Source organism: Chroococcidiopsis sp. CCALA 051, assembly GCF_003015105.1.
GTDB lineage: Bacteria > Cyanobacteriota > Cyanobacteriia > Cyanobacteriales > Chroococcidiopsidaceae > Chroococcidiopsis > Chroococcidiopsis thermalis.
On record NZ_PYCI01000035.1, the window covers coordinates 1 to 24,464 of the forward strand.

General features: G+C 43.5%; 28 protein-coding genes. 19 read left to right on the forward strand and 9 right to left on the reverse strand.

All coding sequences use genetic code 11. The annotated features are described in order from the left end of the window. The first annotated feature begins 386 nt into the window (after positions 1-386). The 6 genes from C7Y66_RS32420 (at position 387) to C7Y66_RS10815 (ending at position 5,043) form a co-directional block, all read left to right on the forward strand. The gene (locus tag C7Y66_RS32420; RefSeq protein ID WP_233222625.1) at positions 387-527 is read left to right on the forward strand and encodes a helix-turn-helix transcriptional regulator; all 141 of its coding nucleotides are present in this window, start codon (positions 387-389) and stop codon (positions 525-527) included. 187 nt (positions 528-714) lie between these two features. Then, positions 715-1,176 (forward strand): hypothetical protein, encoded by a 462-nt coding sequence (locus C7Y66_RS10790; RefSeq protein WP_146149771.1) that lies wholly within the window; start codon positions 715-717, stop codon positions 1,174-1,176. Positions 1,177-1,378: 202 nt separating this feature from the next. Next, complete coding sequence (locus C7Y66_RS31750; protein ID WP_199197362.1) at positions 1,379-2,359, forward strand: hypothetical protein; 981 nt, start codon at positions 1,379-1,381, stop codon at positions 2,357-2,359. 209 nt (positions 2,360-2,568) lie between these two features. Beyond that, positions 2,569-3,054: an SH3 domain-containing protein gene (locus C7Y66_RS10800; RefSeq protein ID WP_106545575.1), complete on the forward strand. Its 486-nt coding sequence runs from the start codon at positions 2,569-2,571 to the stop codon at positions 3,052-3,054. Between the two features lie 795 nt (positions 3,055-3,849). Beyond that, positions 3,850-4,542, forward strand: a complete 693-nt coding sequence (locus tag C7Y66_RS31755; RefSeq protein WP_233222626.1) for a hypothetical protein — start codon at positions 3,850-3,852, stop codon at positions 4,540-4,542. Between the two features lie 6 nt (positions 4,543-4,548). Next, positions 4,549-5,043 (forward strand): hypothetical protein, encoded by a 495-nt coding sequence (locus tag C7Y66_RS10815; RefSeq protein WP_146149772.1) that lies wholly within the window; start codon positions 4,549-4,551, stop codon positions 5,041-5,043. 334 nt (positions 5,044-5,377) lie between these two features. Here C7Y66_RS10815 and C7Y66_RS10820 read toward each other — a convergent pair whose 3' ends face one another. Continuing rightward, on the reverse strand, positions 5,378-5,632 hold the full coding sequence (locus C7Y66_RS10820) for a CpcT/CpeT family chromophore lyase (protein WP_158265902.1): 255 nt from the start codon (positions 5,630-5,632) through the stop codon (positions 5,378-5,380). A gap of 293 nt (positions 5,633-5,925) precedes the next feature. Here C7Y66_RS10820 and C7Y66_RS33370 point away from each other — a divergent pair, with 293 nt between their 5' ends. Next, complete coding sequence (locus C7Y66_RS33370; protein ID WP_199197364.1) at positions 5,926-6,063, forward strand: helix-turn-helix transcriptional regulator; 138 nt, start codon at positions 5,926-5,928, stop codon at positions 6,061-6,063. A 200-nt stretch (positions 6,064-6,263) separates the two neighbouring features. Beyond that, positions 6,264-9,503, forward strand: a complete 3,240-nt coding sequence (locus C7Y66_RS10830) for a type ISP restriction/modification enzyme (RefSeq protein WP_106545578.1) — start codon at positions 6,264-6,266, stop codon at positions 9,501-9,503. Here the strand turns inward: C7Y66_RS10830 and C7Y66_RS10835 are convergent. Together C7Y66_RS10835 and C7Y66_RS10840 are read right to left on the reverse strand one after the other, a co-directional pair. Further along, positions 9,497-9,781, reverse strand: a complete 285-nt coding sequence (locus tag C7Y66_RS10835) for a type II toxin-antitoxin system YafQ family toxin (RefSeq protein WP_106545579.1) — start codon at positions 9,779-9,781, stop codon at positions 9,497-9,499. The genes C7Y66_RS10830 and C7Y66_RS10835 overlap by 7 nt on opposite strands. A 3-nt stretch (positions 9,782-9,784) precedes the next feature. After that, positions 9,785-10,003 (reverse strand): hypothetical protein, encoded by a 219-nt coding sequence (locus tag C7Y66_RS10840; protein WP_106545580.1) that lies wholly within the window; start codon positions 10,001-10,003, stop codon positions 9,785-9,787. Between the two features lie 75 nt (positions 10,004-10,078). On the opposite strand from C7Y66_RS10840, the gene C7Y66_RS10845 reads away from it, so the two are divergent. The 6 genes from C7Y66_RS10845 to C7Y66_RS10875 all read left to right on the forward strand — a co-directional run bounded on the left by C7Y66_RS10845 (position 10,079) and on the right by C7Y66_RS10875 (position 16,475). Next, positions 10,079-10,273 (forward strand): DUF2281 domain-containing protein, encoded by a 195-nt coding sequence (locus C7Y66_RS10845; RefSeq protein WP_106545581.1) that lies wholly within the window; start codon positions 10,079-10,081, stop codon positions 10,271-10,273. Between the two features lie 250 nt (positions 10,274-10,523). Further along, entirely contained in the window at positions 10,524-10,751 is a 228-nt protein-coding gene (locus tag C7Y66_RS10855) for a hypothetical protein (protein ID WP_106545582.1), read from the forward strand. Between the two features lie 79 nt (positions 10,752-10,830). Further along, positions 10,831-11,124, forward strand: coding sequence for a DUF2281 domain-containing protein (locus tag C7Y66_RS10860; protein ID WP_106545583.1), 294 nt, complete (start codon positions 10,831-10,833; stop codon positions 11,122-11,124). After that, the gene (locus C7Y66_RS10865) at positions 11,124-11,567 is read left to right on the forward strand and encodes a PIN domain-containing protein (RefSeq protein WP_106545584.1); all 444 of its coding nucleotides are present in this window, start codon (positions 11,124-11,126) and stop codon (positions 11,565-11,567) included. Before C7Y66_RS10860 ends, C7Y66_RS10865 begins: the two co-directional genes overlap by 1 nt. Before the next feature lie 21 nt (positions 11,568-11,588). After that, entirely contained in the window at positions 11,589-15,833 is a 4,245-nt protein-coding gene (locus C7Y66_RS10870; RefSeq protein ID WP_106545585.1) for a helicase-related protein, read from the forward strand. A 108-nt stretch (positions 15,834-15,941) separates the two neighbouring features. Next, positions 15,942-16,475, forward strand: a complete 534-nt coding sequence (locus C7Y66_RS10875) for a hypothetical protein (protein WP_106545586.1) — start codon at positions 15,942-15,944, stop codon at positions 16,473-16,475. 104 nt (positions 16,476-16,579) lie between these two features. Here the strand turns inward: C7Y66_RS10875 and C7Y66_RS10880 are convergent, their stop codons facing one another. Then, entirely contained in the window at positions 16,580-17,011 is a 432-nt protein-coding gene (locus C7Y66_RS10880) for a hypothetical protein (RefSeq protein WP_106545587.1), read from the reverse strand. A 3-nt stretch (positions 17,012-17,014) separates the two neighbouring features. On the opposite strand from C7Y66_RS10880, the gene C7Y66_RS32885 reads away from it, so the two are divergent. Further along, on the forward strand, positions 17,015-17,137 hold the full coding sequence (locus tag C7Y66_RS32885; protein WP_255409964.1) for a hypothetical protein: 123 nt from the start codon (positions 17,015-17,017) through the stop codon (positions 17,135-17,137). Positions 17,138-17,278: 141 nt separating this feature from the next. Continuing rightward, on the forward strand, positions 17,279-17,998 hold the full coding sequence (locus tag C7Y66_RS10890) for a phosphatase PAP2 family protein (RefSeq protein WP_106545588.1): 720 nt from the start codon (positions 17,279-17,281) through the stop codon (positions 17,996-17,998). A gap of 278 nt (positions 17,999-18,276) precedes the next feature. Here the strand turns inward: C7Y66_RS10890 and C7Y66_RS10895 are convergent, their stop codons facing one another. From C7Y66_RS10895 to C7Y66_RS30495, 4 genes are all read right to left on the reverse strand, one after another. Next, positions 18,277-19,524 carry a BREX system ATP-binding domain-containing protein gene (locus C7Y66_RS10895; RefSeq protein ID WP_106545589.1) on the reverse strand — a complete coding sequence of 416 codons (1,248 nt, stop codon included), beginning with the start codon at positions 19,522-19,524 and terminating at the stop codon, positions 18,277-18,279. A 3-nt stretch (positions 19,525-19,527) separates the two neighbouring features. Continuing rightward, positions 19,528-20,745, reverse strand: coding sequence for a BREX system ATP-binding domain-containing protein (locus C7Y66_RS10900; protein WP_106545590.1), 1,218 nt, complete (start codon positions 20,743-20,745; stop codon positions 19,528-19,530). Further along, positions 20,738-21,541, reverse strand: a complete 804-nt coding sequence (locus C7Y66_RS10905; protein ID WP_106545591.1) for a hypothetical protein — start codon at positions 21,539-21,541, stop codon at positions 20,738-20,740. Before C7Y66_RS10905 ends, C7Y66_RS10900 begins: the two co-directional genes overlap by 8 nt. A gap of 293 nt (positions 21,542-21,834) precedes the next feature. After that, positions 21,835-22,098: a hypothetical protein gene (locus C7Y66_RS30495; RefSeq protein ID WP_146149773.1), complete on the reverse strand. Its 264-nt coding sequence runs from the start codon at positions 22,096-22,098 to the stop codon at positions 21,835-21,837. 14 nt (positions 22,099-22,112) lie between these two features. Here C7Y66_RS30495 and C7Y66_RS10910 point away from each other — a divergent pair, with 14 nt between their 5' ends. From C7Y66_RS10910 to C7Y66_RS10915, 3 genes are read left to right on the forward strand one after another with little or no spacing between them, the layout of a single operon-like run. Next, on the forward strand, positions 22,113-22,763 hold the full coding sequence (locus tag C7Y66_RS10910; protein WP_146149774.1) for a GIY-YIG nuclease family protein: 651 nt from the start codon (positions 22,113-22,115) through the stop codon (positions 22,761-22,763). A 52-nt stretch (positions 22,764-22,815) separates the two neighbouring features. Further along, a complete protein-coding gene (locus C7Y66_RS31765) occupies positions 22,816-22,986 on the forward strand; it encodes a hypothetical protein (protein WP_199197365.1) in 171 nt (56 codons plus the stop codon). Next, positions 22,964-23,479, forward strand: coding sequence for an opioid growth factor receptor-related protein (locus C7Y66_RS10915; protein ID WP_199197366.1), 516 nt, complete (start codon positions 22,964-22,966; stop codon positions 23,477-23,479). Before C7Y66_RS31765 ends, C7Y66_RS10915 begins: the two co-directional genes overlap by 23 nt. Before the next feature lie 14 nt (positions 23,480-23,493). Here C7Y66_RS10915 and C7Y66_RS10920 read toward each other — a convergent pair whose 3' ends face one another. Continuing rightward, entirely contained in the window at positions 23,494-24,456 is a 963-nt protein-coding gene (locus C7Y66_RS10920) for a tyrosine-type recombinase/integrase (protein ID WP_106545593.1), read from the reverse strand. Positions 24,457-24,464 lie beyond the last annotated feature (8 nt).

The following is a 24,464-nucleotide window of genomic DNA, read 5'->3' on the forward strand; positions in this document are numbered from 1 at the left end:
TAATCCCAGAATTTTTCACAATTCGACTAACTTCATCGGTTAGGTCGTGCATATCTCCATGACTTTTGGTGGAAATTTCGAGTTGCGACTGATGAACCATAACTAATAACGATTCTCCATTTTCTAGTCATGTTACATAAAAGTCTCTTGGTTGCAGCAAGCAGGCGATCGCTTCCTTTAACTCAGGTAGAGCAGCGGTGATGGTAGAGCAGTTAGTCAGGTGCGATCGCAGCATTCCACAATTAAAATTTCATGAAGTCCTTAGTAGACACTGATCTTTTTAGATTTCGGTGTAATCGCTGCCGATTTCTCTAAGGAGAGCAAATAGGATACATAACATAACGCATCACATTTAGCGTCCAATAGCGCAGCAAGGACTCAGTTAAATGCCCGTCAAGAAAGCACTTGTAGCCAATCAACCACAGATCGGCAACCTTGTTCGAGAATTGCGGTTGGAAACCAAGTTAACCCAAGAGGAGTTCGCTGCCGAATTAGGCGTTACTTGTGCTTCGGTGAATTGCCCTTGAGAATTGAGAATCAGCGCGGTAAACCTTCGGGCGCTGGCTTTAAAACTGATTGAAGAGATGTTGCAAAGAATGGGCGATCGCGGGAAGGAGTTGTTGCAAAAGTATTTGCCGAGATAGTAAGAGAGATAGCAAAGAGTCTATAACTTGTAGTAGAAAAGCAGGCTGGCTGTTGCTGTACGACTAGTTAGTGCATTTAGCAATAATACTAATACTACTAAAAAATTTATCTAAAGACAGAGATGTTAATTCAATAAAATTGAAAGCTCAAAATATGAAGAAAGTTATATTCGTAATGCCTTTCATAATTCAACTATGTTTTCAAGCCTCTGTTTTGAGTTGTGAAGTAGAGTTACCTCCGATTAAAGCAGGTATGTCTTATAAAGAAGTCAGGAAATTGTTAACAAATAATGGTTGGTTTCCAATTTCACTCCATTGGTCAGAAACTGAATCGTGGTCTGCTAGAGAACGTTTAATTTTAGATAAAGGTTATTCTGATATACAAGCTTGCAGTGGCACTGGACTTGGTCACTGCTTATTTTCATTTGGTGATGGTTATGGAAATAAAATAAATATTACTACATCAGGTCAGGCAGATAATGAACCTGAAGATTTAAATGTTACTGGTTGGTCAATAAACCCTGAAAACTGAGACATTTAACCGCACAGATCTTGATTTTTATGCTGGATTGCTGATGAACAAACTACTAAGTGCGATCGCCTTCACCCTACTCGCCTAGCTCCCCATTCTACCTAATGACTTTTATGACAAACCCTGGAAACTGCTCCGATTGAAAGTAGCTTTGCAATTTAGTTATGTACTGCCTATTTTTTCTTGAACTAGTAAGGACAAAATGACTCAAAGCTCCCAAAAAGACACATTGTTGCCTTTTCTGTTGTCTCTAGCTGTTGGGATAGTCGCATCGAATGTGGTAATCCCTCTTGCCATTGCTCAACCGGAAGTACCAATGAAACTTCAACACGCTGAGGGAACATATACGCTCACCGTGCCGAACTCCAATACCACCAAGTTTGTAAACGGTAGTCAATTACGCTTCTATGACGCTCACGTTGCCAAGATGTTTGAAGTGACACGCGCTGATTGCCAAGAAATTCCTAATGCTGGCTCTAGATCTTGGTTTTACTTTGCTGGGAATGGCAACATCGACATGGGAGAGTTCAACATTACCTGCGAACTGGCAAACAAGATCGCCGCAGCCTATGGATTAGGCAAGCCCAAGCCAACCACAATCGAGTATTCTCAGGAGGAAGCAGGATCTCCCATAGCTAAAACTCGTCCGATCCCTGTCTTAAATATCACTGGTAGCAAAGTCCAGCGGTGGATGAAGTTCACGCGCCAATTTAAGCCTGTTGCCAGTGCGGGAAATACCACAGCGCCTAAAGCTGGTTTTTTTGCTTCAGTTCTACCTCAAGTGAAGCGCCAGACAAGTTTACCAGTCTTACTCCCCGATCGCCTGCTGCCAGCAATTGAGGAACGAACTTACTTCGACATTCAGGCAAAAAGTGACAGTTATAACGTCTCAATCTACTTTTCCCCTAACTGTGGAGGAGCAACAGCCTGCTATATCGGCGCAGTTGAGGCACAAAGAGGAGGGAAACTAACATCACCGGATGACTTAGCAGGTTCAACGTATAAGAATATACGCTTAGCCAACGGGATCGAAGGGATTTTCTGGAATACTTGCGGTGCATATTGCACGGCAGCAGTGGAATGGCAAGTGCAGGGAATCTTGTATCGGGTAACGGCTAAAAATGGCGAAGAGCAGCCATTAGTACAGATGGCAAACTCAGCGATCGCATCTGGAGCGAGATGAACGCGATTGCACTCGTCTCAATCGCCAGCATTATTAACTATTGCAAGTATGTAGCTAGAGTGAGCGGTACGCTTTCTCAGTCTGGCTGCATCTATTCCTAATTAACCTTTAAGTCTTTCCTCTCAGTAATCGGGACATATATGATGAAGAGCCTCGCCAATTTACTACTGCCAATTCCACTATTATCACTCTCTATAGTTAGTTCACTTTTGACTTCAGCCACTGCGAGTCCAGCAGTTGACAAATTTACCAATACGACACCACTACTAATAGCTCAAAACATCAATTGTAGTGTAGTTAATATTCGCACTGGTCAACTAGCTTTGCGCTTTTCCCCTAATGGTAAATCGAGAGCTGGTCTGGATAACGGTAATACCGTGGAATCACTTCGAGGTGGTTCTGGAGTTTGGCGCTATATTCGCGTCCTAGATGGTCCTAACCGCCGGATAAATGGTTTGGAAGGCTGGGTCAATTCTAACTACTTGGCTTGTGGTGGTGTTGATGATTCTGGAGACTTCATGAATGTCCGTGTCTTCGATCCACCTTCCAATATTCGGACATCTCCCAATGGCAACGTGAAATGCACGATCGCACGTAGGCGAACAATCCAAGTTTATGTCGAACCTCAAAATGGTTGGTATTCTACCACCGCTTGCGGAGGGGGTTGGATTCATGAGAGTCAAATTCGATATTAGAAGTTATTTCAACAATTAGCGATCGGTTCAATCTTGTCGGATCTAGCTGTCACCTTTTTGACTAACTAATACAGGTTGGTAATGTATAGATTGATGAAGATGCTCGGTCGGCAATTTATTCCACCACAAGCCAATCTTTCGCTCCGCCTCAAGTGAAGAACGGAAGGTCTGACAAAGATTGCGATTGAAGCCATTATTAACCACTACGGTGATGAAATGCTGAAAATTTATGAGGTGAAGTGATAGGAGATCGCAAGCGATCGCTAACTGTAATTATTTCTTTATTTTAAGCGCCAGGTATTTGAAAGAAGTAAAGCAACTACCTATGCACCACATAAACAATTTTTAAATTAATAGTATTAATACTTTTCTACTATCAGTATTTTTAGCTATAGCTAGCCCATGACTTGCTGAAACACAAATTAATATTGACTATAAAACTCTTTCATTTGAAGACAGGGGGTTGAATTCTAAGTAGGGTCTACAAGTAGAAACATAAAAGCCAAACAAACTGCTAAGAGTAGAGCGATAGAGTTTTCCAAGTATTTTAATAACTCGCTTGATTGATTCATTAAGATTTTATAAATATTTCATAAGCTTACTTATTTCTTGAAGTTAAACGACCAAGATATTTAGGCAATTTTGCTGAAGTAGAAAACTAACAATTGAGCAAAAATTGTATTCAGGAAAATTCAAACTATTCGGCAACAGCTCTGGTAGCTAAAGGAAAAAATGAAACGCTTATCTAAATTAGTTATTTCTCTTTTTTTAGCACTTGTACTTAGTTTTACAACAATGGTAAAGCCTACACTAGCACTAACAGTAACTAGTCCTATTGAAAGTAATAGTACAGCTATTTTTGACAATCAGAGTGGAAATCATAAGCAGATAAAATTGATCCAATTAACCAAAAAACTTGGTCAGGCGACTCTGGCTACTGCCTCTGCCGCTAGTGCTGCCGTTGGCTTAGACGATGAAAATCGCGAATTGATTCAATTAACCAAAAAAGTTGGTGAGGCAGCGTTGGCTACTGCCTCTGCCACAAGTGCTGCCGCTGGTTTAAGCGGTGGGGCTGGGATTATGTCAGGTTTAGCAAGTGCAGGTGCTATTGTTGGTGGTGGAGCAGTTGCAGGTCTTGGAGTCCTTAGTGCAGGTCCAGCTGCTGTAACAACAATGGTTATGGATCGCGTCTTGAAGGATGATGAGAACCTTACTGACAATGAGCGCCAAGCTCGCGCAGTTGGTAGAACAATGACAACAGTTGGTGCAGCAGCAGCTACAGCAGGATCTGTTAGTACATTAGCCGCTGTCGGCAGTGTTACTGGTCTAAGTGCTGCTGGCATAACTTCAGGATTAGCAACGATTGGAGGCGTAGTTGGGGGTGGCATGGCTGCGGGTGTAACTGTCACTGTTGCAGCTCCAGCAGTAGTGGCAGCAGGAGCAGGGTATGGTGCTTACAAAATTTGGAAGCACGTATCAAAAGATTAATTGTTTTTGTACTCGCTATCACTTGCATTTGTAGGAGTAAAAATTGCATTCAATAGCCCAAAAAACAATCAGTTTTTCCCAATCAGTGTAACCGTTCTTTTAGCTCCCCAAAGTTACTATTCTCATGACTTCCAAAAGTATAATATCCGCATCAATTACTCTATTTTTAGAGATTGGTTTAGTCAAAGAGGCTGCGATCGCTCTGCATATTTCGCTTCTCTGTTTGAGCTAGCAATTGCAAAACGCAATAGCACTCTACCTCCAGATACCCAAACTACGGAGTATCGCAAACGAGTATGGGAAATAGCCGACGCTGAGTTTCCAGAATTAAAGATTTCACCGCCAGGAGATGTAAGTGGTTATGGAAATTGGGTGAGCATGAGCTATCCAGGCTTCTCAATTACATACAAAATTTTTAAGCTTGGCGATTGTGTTGTGTATTTGCAGTTAAATGGGCGTAGAAACGATGTTGCAATGCTAGAGCATACGCTCAAGCATTAAACAGCACAGGTATTTCTATAGTAAAAACTGGTAAATCGGCTAGCTTTCGGCTTGAAGTTCCACCAGTTTCACCGCTGGACTTTAACGATGAGAATATACGCATTGCCCTCCAAGCTGCAAGTAAGTTGCTGAGCTGGTGGCGTGAAGTTGATATTGCATAATCTGCTTTTAGACAGTAGAAAAAAAAAATAGATGCGTTCGCCTCAGATGTGAGAGAACTATCTATTGCTGCTTATTTTTGGACTCTGTAGGGAAAAGTGAATTCAGGAACAAAATCAATTCGTTGAAACTCGATGGGAGTATTCACAATTAAATTCCTGTTTGCATCAAAGGTTTAGTTTAACGAATCAATCTCTCGGCAAGAGATTGTCACGCTAGAAACTACTCTGTTATTAGAACTTGTAACACAACCATTAGGAACATTACTTCCTACGTACCGTAATGATTCCCATTTTAGATTGACGCAGCTAGTTGGAATTACATTGCTATTGTCTACAACTCGTTCCCGCTGAGAGCGATCGCAAATTCCGCTCAGAGCTTCTGGATCGACAAAACTACGAATTTCCAGCGTTACAGTCGAAATTCTCACGCTCGCGTAGTTTCGCGATTTGATTGTCTCAAGTGAAGAATACTTGAATTGAGACGGCGATCGCTCCATAAAAGAGGTTTGAATTTTTGAATATTCATAACAACTTCACGACGTTTCACCAAAACTTCGTAAACTTTTAGTAAAGACAGCACTGCTTAAGCTGAAATATTGATTAAGCATAGCCTGGACTAAATAGTAGGCTTTCTGATGACAAGAGAAATATTAGTAAATACGATATTGCATAGAACACACTAAATGCTATGTCAAATGTTTCTATGTAGGATTATATTTAAATGTCAGTCAGAAGAATACTATTAATAAATCAGCCAGAAATTGGCAAGCTTATTCGCGAGCTTCGGCTTGAAAATCAGCTGACACAAGAGGAATTTGCGGCAGAATTAGGAACGACATATTCCTCTGTTAATCGCTAGGAAAACGGACGTAGCAAGCCTTCAAGGTTAGCAATTACGCGACTTGAAGATTTGCTACATACAATGGGTAGTCGCGGTCAAGAATTGTTAGCTAAGCACTTAGCGAATTGATTATAAGAAACGAGTTAAAGCTTGCTCCACAATCCACACTTGCAAATAACTTATTTCTTCACTTTTAAATAATCAGGGATTGGTAGCTTATGACTCTTACCAAGGAGCATTTGCGTGCGGTTATTATGACTGGCACGTTAGAAAATCGTGTTGAGGAATTGCGGAAAATTTTGGGATATCCAGTTAAAGAACTCGATCGCACAAGCTCTCTATTCTGGTATTTACGTCCTGGTGAGAGTGCAGAGTCAGCGGCTGAAACTTGCCCCGTCGCGGTGGGTTTTTACTCCGAACTGAATGACGAATTGCGATCGCAAATCTACGGACATTACAGTAATCGGCAGGCAGAGCAACAACCAGTGATGTACTTGCTGTTGCCATCTAAAGAAGGTACTAGTCGAGTGCCATTAGTATTACCTAGAGAGGGAGGACTACGCCAAAAAGATATTAAGACTTTTGAATGGAATGAACCAGAATTACAGAGACGTATAAGCCTTCTACAAAAAGATAATTTGCCCATTGCTCATAAGGCAATCTGTTCAGTCCCTTCAGTAAAATGGGTTTTCTACGAGCCTGTTAAAACAGCTAGTGAGTTGGCAAAATCTCTTGCAGAAGCAGCACATAAAATTGAGCAAGCTATTCACACTGTTTATAAATACGAGGAACGAATACACCCCAATAAGGGTGAAAACGGTTATCTACACAAGCTGCTAAAAAGCTTTCAATTGCAGTTATTACGCTCGTTGGAATTAAATCCAATAGATGAGAATGACTACAGCTTTCCTGATATGTATGCTCAAACCATTACTTATGGATTATTTACTGCTAGAGTATTTAGCTATGTAAGAGATAAAAAAGCTCCTTTTAATCAGGAATCAGCTTGGCAGCAAATACCAAAAACTAATCCATTTCTGCGCCATCTATTTCAGGATTTGCTGGCGCGATCGCGTGAAGAATTTAAAGAATTAGGCGATGAGTTGATAGAGGCAATTACAGAAGTGCGTAGCATCCTTTGCACTGCCGAAATGGATGCAATTCTCTGGGACTTCCAGCAGAAAATGTACCAGGAAGACATTGTGATTCGGTTTTATGAAGATTTCCTGGCAGCATACAAATCTACAATGCGTGAGTGTCGGGGTGTGTACTACACTCCAGAGCCAATAGTATCATACATCGTGCGCTCTGTTGACCGTATTCTTCAAACTGATTTTGAATTACCAGATGGACTTGCTGATGCTACAAAGGTTGAGGTGAAAAAGCAAGACGGTATAAGTGAAACTCACAAAGTCTTAATAACAGATATTGCTACTGGTACTGGTGGTTTTTTATACTCTGTAATTGACCACATTCATAGATCGCTCAAACCCAGCCAAGAGGTATGGTCGCGCTATGTCTCCCAAAACTTACTGCCTCGCCTACTTGGTTTTGAGTTGTTGATGGCTCCTTATGCTATCGCTCATATGAAGTTGGGATTACAGTTAGCTGCATTGGGATATAAATTTGATACTGAAGAACGATTGCGAGTTTATTTGACTAATACTTTGCAAGAAGCTTTCCAAATACCTCCAGCTGATGGGTATGACAATTGGATTAGAGACGAGGCAGATGCAGCCAACAAAATCAAGCAAGAAGCGCCAGTAATGGTAGTGCTGGGTAATCCTCCTTATTCTGGTCATTCTGCGAATAATGGAGCCTGGATTAGCAATCTTCTTAAAGGAAAAGACATAATCTCGCAGCAAGCAACTCAAAGCTATTTTGAAGTAGATGGCAAGCCGCTTGGTGAAAGAAATCCTAAGTGGCTCAATGACGATTATGTAAAATTTATCCGCTTTGCTCAGTGGCGAATTGAAAAAACAGGCTATGGCATCCTAGCTTTTGTCACCAATCACGGCTACCTTGACAATCCTACATTTCGCGGGATGCGCCAGAGCTTGATGGAAACCTTTGATGAGATCTATGTTCTGGACTTGCACGGCAACGCCAAAAAGAAAGAACGCTGTCCTGATGATTCAAAGGATGAGAATGTTTTTGATATTCAGCAAGGAGTAGCTATCAGCATCTTTGTTAAGCGTTTGAATGGAAAAAAGGAGGTGGCGAAGGTCTACCATGCACACCTATGGGGTATCCGTGAGATATATAAGGAGACTCCTGACGGGCGATGTCTTGTTGGCGGTAAATATCATTGGCTTAGGGAAAATGATGTAACTACAACTGGGTGGAATAAACTGAAGCCGCAGTCACCTTTTTATCTGTTCGTTCCGCAAGATAACGATTTATTAGCCGAATACGAGCAGGGCTGGAAAGTTACAGAAGCAATGCCAGTTAATGTACTTGGCTTTCAGACTCATCGCGATCATTTTGCTATTGATTTTTCAAAATCAGAACTTTACAAGCGAATTGAAGAAATGTGTGATGAAAGTATCTCCAATCAAGAATATGCTGAAAAATACGATCTTAAAGATAACCGTGATTGGAAATTAAATGAAGCTCGTAGAGCTATACGTCGTGAGGCTGAATGGCAAAACAAATTAACCTCTTGTTTGTACCGTCCTTTTGATAGACGGTCATGTTATTTCAGCACTGTGGCAATGGATTATCCACGGCGTGAACTGATTAATCATGTTGCAGGGAAGAATAATTTAGTTCTTAACTTGCCTCGAATAGTTAAGTTAGAGGAATGGCAACACGCACTAATTGCTGATGTACCATGTACAGCAATCTCTATGGATATAAACGGTTCATACGTTTTTCCCCTCTATCTTTACGAAGAACAACTTCAAGCTAATTTTTCTCAAGATTTCCTTAACGACATAACCAAGAAATTAGACCATACTCCCAGCCCAGAAGCAATCTTCTACTACATCTACGCCATCCTCTACTCGCCCACCTACCGCACCCGCTACGCTGAATTCCTCAAAATTGACTTCCCCCGCGTCCCCCTTACTAGCAGCGACGAACTCTTCCGCCAGCTAGCTGCATACGGTGAAGAACTGGTAGCACTACATTTGATGAAATCACCTAAGCTAGATAGCACAATTACCCAGTATGAAGATCGCGGTGGCGATCGAGTAGTTGATGCTGGACTTAAATACCAGCAGGGTGACGTAATCATCAACAAAAAAGGCGACAGATTTAGTGGAGTACCTGAAAACGTCTGGAACTTCTACGTTGGCGGCTACCAAGTCTGTCAAAAATGGCTCAAAGATCGTAAAGGGCGTACCCTCAGCGATGAAGACATCCTACACTATAGGCGGATCGTCGTTGCCCTGCAAGAGACAATAGAGCTAATGGCAAAAATTGACGCAGCCATTCCTGGCTTTCCCATTCAATAAACTTCATCATGAGTACCAACGTCCAACAAAACTACAAGTGTTTCACCGCTTTCTTCCTCCGTTTCAATCGCAAAGACAATACGACAGTCATACCCACAAGAACAAGATAGTAAACCCGATAATTTTCCTTCTAGCTTATGAGTCCCCAAAGATGGATTAAATATGTCATCAGACAACGCAGTAATTGTTTCCTCAATCCGTGCTTGTAACTGCGTATTACGGCGAGTAAATTTGCGGAACGCTCTCTTGAATTTACTGGAGATGACTATTTTACTCATTATTCATGAGTTAAGAAATTCTCGTAGTTCGGCGATCGCTTCAGAAGCAGTTTGCGCTTTTAGCTTACCTGCTCTGAATTGGGCTAAAGAAGCTGCGGCATCAGCAGCAATTTCATCTCTGCGTCGCTCTATCATCCGACGTTGTAGGATTTGTACCAGCATTTCCTGCTGTTCTAGTGGCAGCTCCATTGCCTCATCCAAAACTCTATCTAGGTTTGCCATTACACTTACGAGAGAGATCTACCTATCATTATGGATAAGTTTTAGATAACAGTAAAGAAACGTCAGGATTAACCCATGACTATCAAAGAACACATTTTACAAGCGATCGAACAGGTTCCAGAACCACTGCTACAGGAAGTTTTAGATTTTATCCAGTTTCTACAAACTAAACACCAGCAGGAAAAATCGGAAACTGCTCTACTAAGCGAATCCTCGCTGCAAAAAGACTGGCTCAAACCGGAAGAAGAGGCAGCATGGCAGAATTTGTAAATTGACAAATCATCACTTTACGAGGTATGTCAACTCAAAACTGAAAAGCTAGAAGCAGCGAGCGGAAAACTATGGAAATCATACAACAATGACAAAAAAGACTGCTAATGTGACGGCTGCGTTCGCAAGAGAAAAGCAAATAAAGGGGTGGCTGAGAGTGAAAAAAATTGCTTTGATTGAATTCCTCAATCCACAATGGCATGATTTACATAGTTAATGAAAGCTACTCAGGAGGAAGAAGAAGACGAAGATGACACCAATGGAAATTAGCAGAAAAGGTTATGAGGTATTGGTAAACACTTTGGGTGTTGCTGACACGATTAGATTTCTACAACAATTCAATCTAGGGCTTGGTGATTATACAACAGAGCGTCATCAATGGTTAGATGAAGTTAGTTTAGAAGAGTTATTGAACGATATAAAGCAGCTACGTGAAGAAAAATCTATAACTCAAAGTGAAGTGAATGAATTACAATAAAAATTACTATTGACATAAATATTTCCTAAAAAAGAGCGAATATTTCAGAATTTTTGTAGCAAGAGGGAAACAACATACTATGACTATTAAAAAACAACTACTTCAAGAAATAGAATCTACCCCAGATACTCTTTTGGCTGAAACTTTAGACTTTCTACGCTTTTTAAAAATAAAGCAAGCCAAAACACAACCAACACCAGAAGTAGTAGACTCCACCACCCACACGCCAGTTAATTCTACAGGGCGATCGCTCCTAGAGCATCTAAAAACTATTGGCACTTGGGAAGGAGATGATTTTGAAGAATGCTTAGAAATGGTATACGCAACTCGCGGCAAAGCTAAGTTCGATCGGTCTAATCCTTTTGACGAGTAATGTATTTATTGGATACCAACCACTGTAGCCGTGCAATTCTCGGCGATTCTAATGTTTTGAATCGCATTGCCGAAGCGGAAAATACCTTGATTTCAACCTGCGTCATTGTGCAAGGGGAACTGATAGACATGGCAGAACGTTCTGGGCGCAGGGAAAGCAATTTAGCTTTAATTAATCGCTTTCTTCAAGGTATTTACATTTATTCTGTAGACGGAGTAACAGCAGATACTTACGGACAACTAAAAGCAGCATTATTTAACCAGTTTGCGCCTAAAGAGAAAAGCAAACGCCGGAAGACAAAAATTACCGATTTAGGATTTGATGAAAACGATCTCTGGATTACTGCTATAGCGTTGCAGCACAGTCTTACCGTTGTATCAATCGATAGTGACTTTCCGCGCATTCAACAAGTAAAAACATTGTCAGTTGAATCCTGGCTTTAAATCCCCGCTCGTGTCCCTCTCATGCTTGAAAACGTTATCCAAGATCTCATTCGCAAACAGCGCCCCTACTACCTACCCCAAGGTAATCCCATCAAGGGCATTGACAACCAACATTGGCTCGTTTTCAAGCACCGCGACGCTGACAACCTGCTGCTGAATATCGTCACCTTTTTGGGTATTGGCGGCAAACACGCTACGCATAAACTACTGCGGATCGATCCCAAACGTGCCAAAGTCTTCACTTATACTCCCCGCTTCACTGGCAGCATCCCCAGTACCACACTGCTGCGAACCAGCCCTCTAAGCGCGATCGCCCCCTTCCTAGAATTAGAAAGCACCACAGAGGAAAAGACCTTACTCGCAGGCAGTTTCATTAAAGTTCAAAGCGATCGCCGTCGCCGATTCAACTTGCCGGACGAACTAGAGAAATACAATACCTTTATCGGTAACGTTTTAGAGCGCAGCCACATCTATCGGCGATCGACAGCTTATTTTGACAGTGGGGTACTCAAGCTGTATGAAGAACCCCTGCAAAAAATTATTCAAAACGAAGGCGAGATTCGTCTGCTATTAGACTGGCACGGTTTTACCAGACAAGCAGACATCGAAGAACTGGAGAAACTGCAAGATCCCAACTACCGCGCCCAATACTTCTGCCGTACCTTAAAGGAATTTTTACAGGGATTAGCCGATCGCGCTTTTACGGGGACAGAAATCCTAGCAGAGTTAGTCCGGCTGGGATTTTTGCAAATCAAGTTAGTAAAAATGGAATCGGGACGGGCAATTTACCACAAGAAAACGGGTATATTCAGCGACTCGCTCGACAATCACATCCTACACGAAGGTTCCGACAACTTCACGATCGCAGCACATAGCAGAAATGCCGAAAGCTTGTTATTTCTCTATTCCTGGGAAGATATGGATGCAGAAGCGATCGCCGATAGCATCCGTCAGTTTGATGCCGAATGGCAGCGCCAAGACACAACCTTCGACCTGTCGCAGGAATTTTTACAACAGGTACTAGCCGAACGCGATCGCCGCGCCCAAGCCGAGCGACCAGTCATCGAGGCGATCGCCCCTGACGAATTTACCCCTGGTGAAACAACCCCAGTTGAAATTACTGGTCGCAACTTAGATTTAGCGGACGAGATTACTGTAGCAGATAACGAACTCGTCAAAGTCACGATTGACAGCAAAGAAAAAGAACGAATCGTCGGTCGAGTTGAGGTAGATCCCCAACATCCACCGATTCCCCTCACAGATTTTCAAGTCAAAACCAGCACGGGCGTTTATCGTACCTCACCCAAGCAACCCGCAGCTGTCAATCAATCGTTAGAAATTCCAGAATTTAGCGAAATTATCGGATTCAAGCAAGCCGTAGAAACGATCCTCACCAGAAAGCACGGTACACCACAAGACTTTCTCTACTGGCTGGCACAACAGCGCCCGCATCAATTCCGCGTTCAACGCAGCGATCTACTCGACGAACTACTCGGTCAAGATATCCTATTCGAGCATCAAAAATCTGGGGCGCAGCACTGCTTGCGGGTGATGCAAGACTTTGGCGTTGCCGTCTGTGCCGATGCTGTTGGTTTGGGCAAGACTCGTTTAGCTGCTGCTGTGACTCGATTGTATCGTCAACAAAACGTAAGTGCTAAAATCGCGATCGTCGCTGCCAAGAAACTCCATCCCAACTGGGAGCGGGAAATGGCTGAATTGGGCTTCAAACCCAATGAATACGAGCTTTACAACAAAAACTTAATGAGCCGTAAGGGGAATAATTTTCTCACGGACTTCAACCGCTACGGCGGTCCCGATTTAGTAATTATCGACGAGGCTCACGAAGGCATCCGCAACTACAACAACCGGATTCATAAAACCTGTGCGGCAATTCAGGAAAGCGATCGCGCAACGGGAAGACAACGGCATTTCCTTCTCCTGACTGCTACACCCTGGAACAACCGCCGCGCCGACATCTACAACATCCTTTCCCCTTTTCTCAGTCGTCCAGAAGGATTCAACGATCTAGGATTTCCCCCAGAACTGAGCCAATGGTTTCAAAGTCGGGAAATTGGCGTTGAGAATTTCACCGACAACACAGAACTATTCCGCCGCACCTACCGCGAATTGTTTCTCCAGCGCACGCGCCAGATGCTACGCGATGCTACGCCAGATTTAAATATGTATGCCAAGCGGGTAGCAGAATGGTTGCCCGTGGAATTTGAAGCCAGTACCGAACAGGCGCTCGATCGGATATTTACTTCCTTCGAAACTAGCTTGTTCATCCCCTTTGCCGACCCGATCCGTTATTTGCGGGGCAATGTCGAACAGCGCAGTCTTTTACAAAACCAGCGCCGCTTTTTCCTGCAACGGGCAGAATCGAGTATGTATGCCCTCAACCGCACAATCCAAAACTTTAGCGATCGCATTCGGCAACTTCAACAGCGGTTAGAAAATGTCTCCCCCGATGCTGACGGTTTGAAAAAATTCCTGCTGTTGCACTACGGTTTTGAGTCTGAGAAAAAAGAAAAACAACAGGACTTCTCGGACTACGACGACAGCTTTGCTTGGGATGAAGACTATCTCGAAGACGAAGAGGATGAAGACGAAGAGACCCAGGCTCAACAGCAACTCAAACGTCAACAACTGCGGCGTTCGATTGACATCGCAACTGATGCACTGGGCAACGACTTGAGTAAAGCTCAATCCGTTTACGACCGGATACTAGCTGATTGTGACAGCGACCTGGAGCAATTGGAGCAGATCCAGCAGCTCCTAGCAGGTGAATTCGTTATCGACCACAAGCGGGAGCAAGTGACCAGGAAAGTGCGAGAACTGGTGAGTCAAGGTCATAAGGTGCTATTGATTTCCACCTTCAGCGATACAGTCATCGACTACTACCGCTACATGGCTAGAGATGAGGCGATCGCCGACCGAGGAATTGGGATGGCAATTGGTTCTACCAAGCGTTACTATCCCAGCAATTCTACTAACCCACTTATATTCAATCCTAATAATGCCTTGCGAGGAACGCGCCAACGGCAAGGCATGAAGCGACAGGAGATATTTCGGCTGTTTGCCCCAGCCGCTACCTGTAAAGATCCAGAAGAAAGACCAAAGCCAGAGTCAGAACTTGCCGTCCTGATTGGGTCGGAAACCCTATCTGTCGGGCAAAATCTCCAAGATGCTGATTACTTAATTAACATCGATCTGCCCTGGAACCCGATGATTCTAGAACAGCGAATCGGTCGGATCGATCGCCCCAAACAACGTCGAGTCGAAAATATCTATATCTATTACGCCAACAGTGAAAATCAACTGCTACGCCAAGCCAGTCGCTTGAGTAACCTGCACAAGAAACTCGTCGGCGAACTTGCTCTAGACGAGCGACAAATCCCCACCATTTCTAGCATTGAAACTTTGGGGGCTTCGATTTACGGCGATACGCTATTCGATGATGAGGTGTTACCTGGCTACATTGACTTTCTCAACAGCTTGGTCAAAGCGAGGCGGATGGAGCAGGGGAACTTACAAGAGGAGACTTATCAAAAGCAAGAAACCAGCCGCGACCTTTACACCCACAACGAAATTCTCCACAGCGAAGAGTTAGGCAGGCTAGTTCAGCAGTTAGGTGAAGATTATCAAGCCAATCCAATTGCTTTGGGTCGCCGTGCTGGTGAGACAGAAGAACCCACCGGATTAGTAGCCTTGAGTGTCGAATACTTTGGACCCAATGGCGAACCAATTCCAGACCGCAAGCAGACTCTTTTCTGGAACGATCGAACTGGAGAAAAGGATGGCTACGGGATGGCGATCGCCACTGCCTTCAAAACCCCTCCCGTAGCTGACGTGCTACCAGCCACAGCTCCGATCTCCCAGGCTCAAGAAATCTATCAGCAATTGGTTGCCCTGAAGCAACAGCGCCTAGCCCAAATCGAACAACCAGAATCGCTAGAGAACATTAATATTACCAGCGATCGCATTAGTAGAATTAACCGCCGCGTCAGTCAGCTCGATTGCTTTCCTAATGGTATGGAGCGAACTACGGTGAGGAAGACTTTTCAGAAATTGAATGCCTGGAAGGAAATGAAACAAGTACAAAAGCTGTTGCGAGATTACACAGATGGAGATAAAGCCAAATTAAACGATATCGATTTTGTGATTCAACTAGTGCAAGATGCTGACAAACTCAATCTCATTGCCAATGAGGGCATCCAACCTAGTATGTTACAAGTTTCTTTAGCCGCAATTCTGATTAGAATTTAATTCGTTTTGAGTCGTTCTCTACCTTCAATCGCTCAGAAAAATTAATGTTTAAAGAGCGAAAATATTTACCGTGCTTAATGTCTCTCATCTTACTATAAGTCTATTGTCATGACTCCTGCTAAGTATATTTCTAAATATCAAGTATGGTTAGAAATTCAGAATTCTGAAATTAGAATCTACGATCAAAATCGAGAAAATTACTTGATATTAGGTCAACTTACCAAAAATGGGATCGAACGAAATCGAAATGTCGAGCCGGAGCAATCTCTGGCGATCGGACTACTTTATCCAACTGCCGAACGATATTTTTGTCACAACAAGGATAGTTTGAATAAAATTACGGCTAGATGTGTTTGGCTTGATTTTTGGTTAGAATTACACGATCTAGAGGTTCGTCTCTATTCCAGAACTGGTGAAGACTATATGATTATTGGGGAACTTGATGATGAAGAAGGTATTAAATTAGATGAAAATTTTATCAAATTTGTTTTTAGTCATAACAACGACTTTTTCAGATTTTATGAGATTGCCCTGCGTCTCTTCTCAGCTAGAGAAAAAGAATTAACAAAACAGGTGCAAGAGCAAAAGCTTCTAGCTAAACGCAAGTTAATTCAAAACTCTTTGAAACAATTAGACGGCTAACTGTTTGGCACGAGTCAGTCGTAGATAAGCGCGATCGCCGTCAATAGATAAATATAAATAGTTAATGTCTCCACGGGTTTCGGTTGTGCTATTTAAATGAGATTTTAACGACGATTTTTCTCTTCCAACGCCTCAATTTCCGCTTTTATTTCTTGCTGCTCCTTGCGCCGAGCTTTGTAATATTCCATCCCTGTTTGAATTTGTGCCGCACGGGGACTGTCTGCCATACCATAGACTAAGCTGCCAACAAATGCAGCTAAACCAGATGGATCTTGCTCGTATGCTTTAATCCGTTTGTCAACATCCTGCTCTACTTTAATTAGCAACTCTTCATCGCTTTTATTTACAAGTGAAAGATCGGGTGCGCCGCGATGCCGAATCACCTCCCAAATATGGATGGGGATAGGAACCATGACACGGTTGTAACTTGCCTCATACCTGACTCCTTGCAGCGACAAGTATACGTAGTGTTCGTCAAGTACCTCGTGGTAAAAATGAAACGTGTCACCGTGAACAATAGTCGATTTGGTAGACATAGATTGACTCCTCAAGCTTTGGTAGACGACGCGGGAGAATTGGAGCGCGGTGAAATGCGATCGTTGCGCTCCTCGTTGCACAAACGTTGCGATCGCCCCAACACATTTTTCCCCTCTAGAACATGAGTGGCTGTTTCTAGCAATGAAGGTGTTTGTAGTATAAATGTAACATAAACTAACTTCTAAAACTAAATTCCCTGTATCGTACAAAAATACTATCAAAGCGATTTGCTACCATCTATCAACTAACAAACAAATCGCAGGTGGATGTTTAACGCACGCATCTGGAAGCTTTTTCAATCCTTTGTCCGATTTCTTGGGCGATTGCTAGTCACGCACTGGCGTTCTTTGCTGTTGCTATTCGTGGGGGTTTATTTACCCTTACAAGTTTTTGGGGAACTGGCGGAGGAGGTTTGGGAGAACGAAGGCGGCTTCCCGTTCGATGTACCGATCTTGTTGGCGATTCATAGCACGGCTAGTCCTCAGCTGGACTTCCTGGCAGTCATGCTGACTAAGTTAGGCGTGTTTTGGGGGGTGTTTCCGGTTGCTATTGTCGCGGCGCTGATACTATTTATTCGTAGGCAGTGGCGATCGCTCACCTACCTGATAACTACTCTATTAGGCAGTATCATCATTAACCGGACGGCAAAAGTATTGTTGCATCGAGTCCGTCCCCACTTGTGGGAGTCGCCCGCACCAGAATTTGACTACGGGTTTCCTAGCGGTCATGCAATGTCAAGTATGACTTTAGTAGTAGTTTTAGTAATTTTAACTTGGGGTAGCCGATGGCGTTGGTGGGTTTTGGCTGCGGGGACGATTTTTGTCTTAGTTATCGGTTGGACGCGGTTATACTTGGGCGTACATTATCCCAGCGACATTTTAGCAGGCTGGATGGCTTCGATCGCCTGGGCGGTTGGGGTTAGTTGGGTCATCAGACCTTGGCGGCGACGCGATCGCTTCGTGAAGCAACGCTTACGCCAGCTTTGACAATTTATTATGCAGGCGCGATCGCATCTAATCCCAGAATAGTAATATGCCTCCTACAAATACCTCTGGCAAAGCGATCGATATTGTGTGGAAGAATGGGTTTGATGGTGGAATAGCCGAGTAGACAATTACGGTGATTCCGAAAACTATAATTACTAACCCGATAGCTTTTCTAATTGCTTTCACTTGTTGGTTTCAGTGTTTCGTTCGGTTATCTAGCTTGGCTTGACTTTAAATCGTTCGTTCCAGTTCAACAATTTGTTTCTCAACACCAATAATTACTCGCTTTCGTTTTCTTGAAAGAATCCTTCCTCTTCCTCTACAGAGCCTTCAACTAAATTGGCTGCCTCTGGAATAATAATTTCCTGATAGGTGTAATTAATATCTAAAGCCTCTAAAGCTGCACGAATATGGGTGCGTACAGGTTGACTGCCCATGTCTCGGATTAAGCTATGAACGTCTAGCTGGGCATCCCAAGCATAGGCAATCCGGTGGCGTTCTACTAAACTTTCTAGTAATTTACTCAACTTATCTTGAGATAAGGGTTCAGTGGTAGGACATTGCCTACCAAGAGCCGTTTCAAAGAATTTGTTTACTTCTGCTTTTGCCTCATGACCGAGCTTCAGTCCAGCCAAATCGGGAATTTGTTGGCGATCGCGTTTGGCATTTTGAATCGGATCGCTACTCAACCACAAATCGTTTCTCAGACTCAATGCTGCGACACCCACCGTGTAGATGGGATACGGCATTGTTCCAGACCAATTTAACAACCAATTCAGATTTCTATATGCATCAAGTCGCCCGACTTTACCCAAGCGCCCAATGAGTTCTACTTCATCGATTAAAATCACCCAGCCCTTGTAGCCGCACCAGGTAAGGGTATCTGCCATCACCCCAAAATAAGCACTTCCATGTTTTTTCACCCCGAAAGTTGACTCAAACTTAGGTAACGCTTCTCCTCGACAAGCACGATGAATCCGTCTCAAATCTGAAATTGCCAGTCGGGTTCCCATGAGGTCGCCGTAAAGCAAATCCCGCTCCTCTCCGTTCGCTTTAAAGTAATCTTCGAGGACAATGGCAGGTAGAGGATGTATGTAGCGGTCTGGATCTTGAATTGGGCTGTCAGGCAAGTCTCCGTATTCTTTTTTATCAAGCGCTGGCTGAATGCCAAATATTTGTGAGTTCGGCGTGCGGATCGCTGATGCAGCCCGCCCGTAGAAATTGAATAGGTGATGGCACGATACTTCACGGCTGAGAGATACCCGACTGACCGCGAATCCTAAATCCAGTGCTATGTGTTCTATTGTTGTTAGCGCGTGAGTTTTCCCTTGCCCGTAAGCCCCCCAAACTAACCTACCTTGTGGAATCTTGTCTTGAGCCAGTTGTGCTAAGTCTTGCTTAACAAGTCTAGTTAGCGACGGTCGTAAGTCGGGTAGTTCTCTAGTGGAAGCACGAGTTGGAATACCAGATCGTAAGGATTCTACTATTGCGATCGCTTGTTGGCGATTTTCATCATATTCCTGCATTATCTAACCTACCTTCGGTATCATCATGCCAACCTCGATCACTCTGGCTCGTAAATCGCTATATTCGCTTAAATCGGGAAATCCCTGATATTGCAGTTCTAAACCCATTTCACTCAAAATCTGGCGTAAGTGGGTCTGAACCCGACTGGGAAAATCACTCCCATTGACTGCTAAATGGGCATCTGTATCAACCATGTCTGCTAAGGGATTAAATTTTTTTTGCACCAGCCCAGTTTGCAACCGCATCCATAGTGCGTCATAACTGATAAAGCCGCGCTTTTCGTCCTCGATCGTTTCTCGACGACCTGCCAATAGCAATAGAAAGCCGTTGAGTAATTCGGCATCATCAATCAGTTGACGAAAAAGCTCGCAAGTATCTTTAATAGCATTAATGGTGTAAATAAATCGACCAGTTTCATTAGAGCGTTCGGTGATGACTTCTAGATCGTCGATTGCTACTACCAAACCAGTCATTCCCGCAATTTTTAGCAACCGGATCAGCGAGTTTAACCAATATCTAGCATTAGTTTTCTGAAGTTGTTCAAATAGAAGTAAATCGTTTCTCTCACGCCGAGCCAATTTCTCACCGCTCAGCCACTCTAAAGCGAGTTTAATATCTTTTTCATTACCCCGAATCATGCGGTCGTTAACGATTCGGTAGGCAAAGGCTCTAAAAGATGGTCCAAAATCAATGTGACGAAAAACTTTTCCTGCTGCCTTTTTTATTTCACGTATAGCTTCATCACGCGGTAATTCTGCATCTTCTATATAAACTGGTAAAAAGAAGTCCGTGCCGTCGTACTTATCAACTGTATAACCTAGTTGTCGAGCAACGCAGCAGCATAGTCCTCTGACAAGCCTTTCTTTGTCAATTTGCCCAGTTATAGCGCGATACAAGCGAGGCAGATTATTCAGGCGATAGTCATCGCAATCTCGTGCTGATAAATATACTGTTTCATATCCTAAAGTTTCGGCATCTTGCAGAGTGCAACGAAGCAAATGTGTTTTACCACTCCCTTCATTTCCTACTAAAACTTTGACTTTACTACCTCCATTAGCAATGTAATTCACCAAATAGTAGTCGCGAACTCTCTCTAACCATAACTTGCGTCCCAGTGTCATTTTTGTTAATAATTCTGGGTTTAAAGGAGGTTGACCTGAGCGGAGATCTTCAATATCTAGTTCATCAATATGCATATATTTAGCAATCAAATCATTCATTATCTTTGTCGTAAATAATCAGACTACTAACTCGGCTTTCCTGTCTCTTACTATTGACTAAAAGTAAACCGCTAGCCTGATTGCGAGAAGGAACAAGCTCAAATCGATGTCCTTCATAACAAATATCAAAATTCTCCTTTAACCTCGCCAGATCGTAGGTAAAAATTGCTTCGGAATATTCTAGCTTTGACGAATATTTTAAAGTTAATAGTTTGTAGATTTCCTTAAGAGTAACAGGGTGTCCCCAAACTACTGAATCTTCTTTTAGAGTTAGTCGGTTGAGTATTTCGTAAGCACTAAGCAATTCTTGACAGAATCGCTCGGTATTCAACTTGCTATTGACTACTCGTTGATATTCTTTAGCTACCCATGCGGCTAATGTTGTCGGTGCTAGAGCCTTAGATTGTCGTGTTTTCCGTCCCATCCCAAGCTTTACATAACCACCGTCACAAAAGAATGTCAGCTTGAATGGAGGAAACTCGTAGTTAGGAAATTCACCTTTTATCGGAACATCTGCATCTTTCAGTGCCTTTTCTACTTGCGGAGGATATTCATCTGACAGAACAAATTCCCGATCGACTTGTATCGCATTTTCAATGACTATTTGATACTCGTTCCAACTGGTTGACAGTCGCGTGATGTTTTCATCAACTCCATCAAGTAATTGAGCTACTGCCTTGAAGTCCAAGTCTGTTCTTGCTTGCTTTACACTCGTCCAGCGGGTTGTTAATTGTTTAAGCACTGCGTCAATATATTTAATTGCAGCTTCTTCTGACGGACGATCTATGTCATTCATCTGAGGGAATACTTAGAAAAATGATTTTTAGTAGTATATTAAATTACATATTATCTGCTGCGAGAGGATTTGTCGAGCATTGAAAGATAAGCTATATAACTACCGTTGCCGAAATTCGCTCGTATCTATTGATACTCAAAATCCGGTAAGCAAAAACCTACAACCTCAAAAGCTTGAATGCTCGAAAGCAAAACCAGTCTAGACAGGGCTTTCAAGTTGTGTACTAATAAGGAAGGAGAGACTAGGTACAGGTAAAGGCTTGTCAGCGCAATGCTGCCGCTAGAAAGTGACGGCTAGGTAAATCGCTTCCCATCTGTAGAAGCGTGGATTAGATAGGCGATCGTGGAGAAGCAACGCTCTATCTCGCCATAGACTTGAGTGCGAGCAATGGAGAGAAGTCTAAGAGGTTGATGAATTTCTTGATATTCCCGTGAGTGAGGTAAACACGATGTCCGCGTTCGCACCAGAGTCATTTGACCTTTCTTCTCTTCCATGCGTCCCTCTCTCTGATAAGGGTAAACTGCCTCACTTTGCAGGTATTTACTTTGCTTTGTCATCCCAAGGTAGGGTTTTGTATATTGGGCGCTCGATTGATATTCGGGAACGCTTGAGGGGGCATCATAGGCTACCTCTACTGGAAGCTTTAGAAGGCGTAAGGATTGCGTGGCTTAAAGAAAGTGATTCATTGGCGTTGCAACGCATTGAAACAATTCTGATTAAATATTTCAATCCGCCGCTTAATAAAATCCCATCGTATTTAAAAGAGGAAGACACGGAAAACTTAATTAAGTATTTAAATTTAAACGAGCGGATTCACAAGAGTAATGTCATACCTATAAATAAACTATCGTCACCACAGTTAGATCGAACAAACGAGCAAGTAAATGAAATTCAAACTGAAAATAAATTGTATTCACCCTTTGAATACGAATCGCCATTGCTGTCCGAATTTAAACAATTAACTCTTGAGCAAGCAAAAAGGAGCGATCGCCTAGAGTCAGAAATAGCTGACTTGCGGTTACTCCTTCAAGAACAAATGCAAGCCCATCGTCAACTAACTGAAGCTTTTGTCGAACAAACAAAGCTCATTAGCGAATTATTACGCACTCAGGCGGAAACGAATAGCCGACTGGCTGAAGTTACTATCGAACAGGCGCAAACAATTAGCAAACTATCCCGCACTCTCGAAGAAACGTGCGATAAGAATGAAACTGGGGCTTAACAATTGTAGGGGGTAGAGCGGCTCAAAAGTGAAAATATTTAGTTAGGTTTTTATGAATAAAAAGCAATTGACCGCGATGCTCGTGCCTTTCTATCTAGGAGAGCAGCCCGATATTGAGGGGCGAACGATCCAACAAATCTGGGTGTGGGATTTTGAAGACTTAGAATGCGAACACGACTATATGAGCGTGGCTATTTCCATTGCCAGAGAGGAGTTCTTTTAACAGTAACGCTCCAATTGTTGACTATGAGGTAATTCAAGCTTTTCACGCCAACACTCGCCTACGTCAGAATTTGCTTCGCTCTTTTACCGTCATGCTTGGATTTTACGGTCTGCAAGGCGATTCGGACAACAACGGGCAATTTGTTGTCACTAGATCGGAGGAGTATCCCATCCGAAAAAAGGAATGGATTTGCCCATTGGATCATAACTACCTCCGCATCACCCGAATTTTGAAATGTTTGATGGCTTTGGGGTTGGAGAGTTACGCACAGTCTTTCTGTCGCTGCTTAGAGCAAATCTACCGCGAGGAGAGTAGGTATATTGGTGGGGAAACATTTCAATACTGGACAAACGCCGTCAAGAAGCGCGTGAATCTCATCTGTAGTTGCTCGCATTCCCCAGCAGATCCAACACCTGCACGGCGCGGGCGTTGCAGTTTCCTCTGCCGCGCCTGTCAAACCAACTCCCGTTCTAGAGTTGGTGTGGCTAGTTAGCGTGCGAGTGATCGCTACCCCTTCCTCCTACCCGTACCAGGGATCTTCAATGTCTGCACGGCGCGGCGCTTAGTTTCTTCGCTCCGACGACAGTAGCGAGAAGTCGTATCTGGTGAGGAATGTCCCATCAACTTTTGTACGGTGACAATATCGTTGCCAGCATCCAGTAAGTCACCTGCAAATGTCCGCCGGAAGTCATGGGGAGAAAATGATGCAACAGAGGCTTCCTTGGCACGTTTCTGCAACAAAAACAGTACGGCTTGTGGCGTGAGCCGCTTCAATACCACCCTTCCAGCTTTATTAACTTGGCACAACAAGGGACCAGGTATTTTACCTCTAATATAGATCCACTCTGACACCACTCCAATTGCACTTTCTGGCAGATATACAGTCCGGTATTTCTTTCCTTTGCCCGCCCGCACGAGTATAGCCCCAGTACTAGGGGTAAAGTCATTCAAATCCAGACTCACAACTTCACGTCGTCGCAGCCCCGACCCGCGCAGAATGACCATTAACGCTGCATCCCTGTAACCAGCAGGAGTGAGATCGCCATAACAAACTTCCATCAGCGCCGCAATTTCTTCCTCAGTCAGGGCGCGACCCCGCAAAGAGTTAGTCACCTTAATACTTTTAATATCTACAGCACGGGCATAGTCCACTGGCTCTATCAACTCCAATCTCAAGGCTTCTTTCAACACTCGCCGTAGCGCACACAACATTTTGTTTGCCGTTGCTGGCGCATACTTCTCCATCAAAGCAGCGCGGAGAGCAGCCGTGTGCTTGTAACGCAGCTTAGACCAGTCCAAGGTAAAGCAATCGCATTCCCCATTGGTTAACAAGGAGGCGATCGCGTCTAGGGCTTGTCGCATGGTTTGACGCGATCCTGGTGCGAGGGACGATATGTATACCGCCGCTGGATGCTCGGTCAGGGGCAGTGGTGCGGTTAGGACCAGGGAGACTGGAGTACTTTTGAGCATCACTTATT

Bases quoted from the DNA above. Each gene is read 5' to 3' on its own strand.
- C7Y66_RS10905 (WP_106545591.1), bottom strand. From the start codon at position 21,541: ATGAATGACATAGATCGTCCGTCAGAAGAAGCTGCAATTAAATATATT.
- C7Y66_RS10890 (WP_106545588.1), top strand. From the start codon at position 17,279: ATGTTTAACGCACGCATCTGGAAGCTTTTTCAATCCTTTGTCCGATTT.
- C7Y66_RS30495 (WP_146149773.1), bottom strand. From the start codon at position 22,098: ATGACAAAGCAAAGTAAATACCTGCAAAGTGAGGCAGTTTACCCTTAT.
- C7Y66_RS10870 (WP_106545585.1), top strand. From the start codon at position 11,589: ATGCTTGAAAACGTTATCCAAGATCTCATTCGCAAACAGCGCCCCTAC.
- C7Y66_RS10880 (WP_106545587.1), bottom strand. From the start codon at position 17,011: ATGTCTACCAAATCGACTATTGTTCACGGTGACACGTTTCATTTTTAC.
- C7Y66_RS10840 (WP_106545580.1), bottom strand. From the start codon at position 10,003: ATGGCAAACCTAGATAGAGTTTTGGATGAGGCAATGGAGCTGCCACTA.
- C7Y66_RS31765 (WP_199197365.1), top strand. From the start codon at position 22,816: ATGAATAAAAAGCAATTGACCGCGATGCTCGTGCCTTTCTATCTAGGA.
- C7Y66_RS31755 (WP_233222626.1), top strand. From the start codon at position 3,850: ATGGTAAAGCCTACACTAGCACTAACAGTAACTAGTCCTATTGAAAGT.
- C7Y66_RS10855 (WP_106545582.1), top strand. From the start codon at position 10,524: ATGACACCAATGGAAATTAGCAGAAAAGGTTATGAGGTATTGGTAAAC.
- C7Y66_RS10835 (WP_106545579.1), bottom strand. From the start codon at position 9,781: ATGAGTAAAATAGTCATCTCCAGTAAATTCAAGAGAGCGTTCCGCAAA.
- C7Y66_RS10845 (WP_106545581.1), top strand. From the start codon at position 10,079: ATGACTATCAAAGAACACATTTTACAAGCGATCGAACAGGTTCCAGAA.
- C7Y66_RS10865 (WP_106545584.1), top strand. From the start codon at position 11,124: ATGTATTTATTGGATACCAACCACTGTAGCCGTGCAATTCTCGGCGAT.
- C7Y66_RS10895 (WP_106545589.1), bottom strand. From the start codon at position 19,524: ATGCAGGAATATGATGAAAATCGCCAACAAGCGATCGCAATAGTAGAA.
- C7Y66_RS33370 (WP_199197364.1), top strand. From the start codon at position 5,926: ATGTCAGTCAGAAGAATACTATTAATAAATCAGCCAGAAATTGGCAAG.
- C7Y66_RS10900 (WP_106545590.1), bottom strand. From the start codon at position 20,745: ATGAATGATTTGATTGCTAAATATATGCATATTGATGAACTAGATATT.
- C7Y66_RS31750 (WP_199197362.1), top strand. From the start codon at position 1,379: ATGACTCAAAGCTCCCAAAAAGACACATTGTTGCCTTTTCTGTTGTCT.
- C7Y66_RS10830 (WP_106545578.1), top strand. From the start codon at position 6,264: ATGACTCTTACCAAGGAGCATTTGCGTGCGGTTATTATGACTGGCACG.
- C7Y66_RS10860 (WP_106545583.1), top strand. From the start codon at position 10,831: ATGACTATTAAAAAACAACTACTTCAAGAAATAGAATCTACCCCAGAT.
- C7Y66_RS10875 (WP_106545586.1), top strand. From the start codon at position 15,942: ATGACTCCTGCTAAGTATATTTCTAAATATCAAGTATGGTTAGAAATT.
- C7Y66_RS10920 (WP_106545593.1), bottom strand. From the start codon at position 24,456: ATGCTCAAAAGTACTCCAGTCTCCCTGGTCCTAACCGCACCACTGCCC.
- C7Y66_RS32420 (WP_233222625.1), top strand. From the start codon at position 387: ATGCCCGTCAAGAAAGCACTTGTAGCCAATCAACCACAGATCGGCAAC.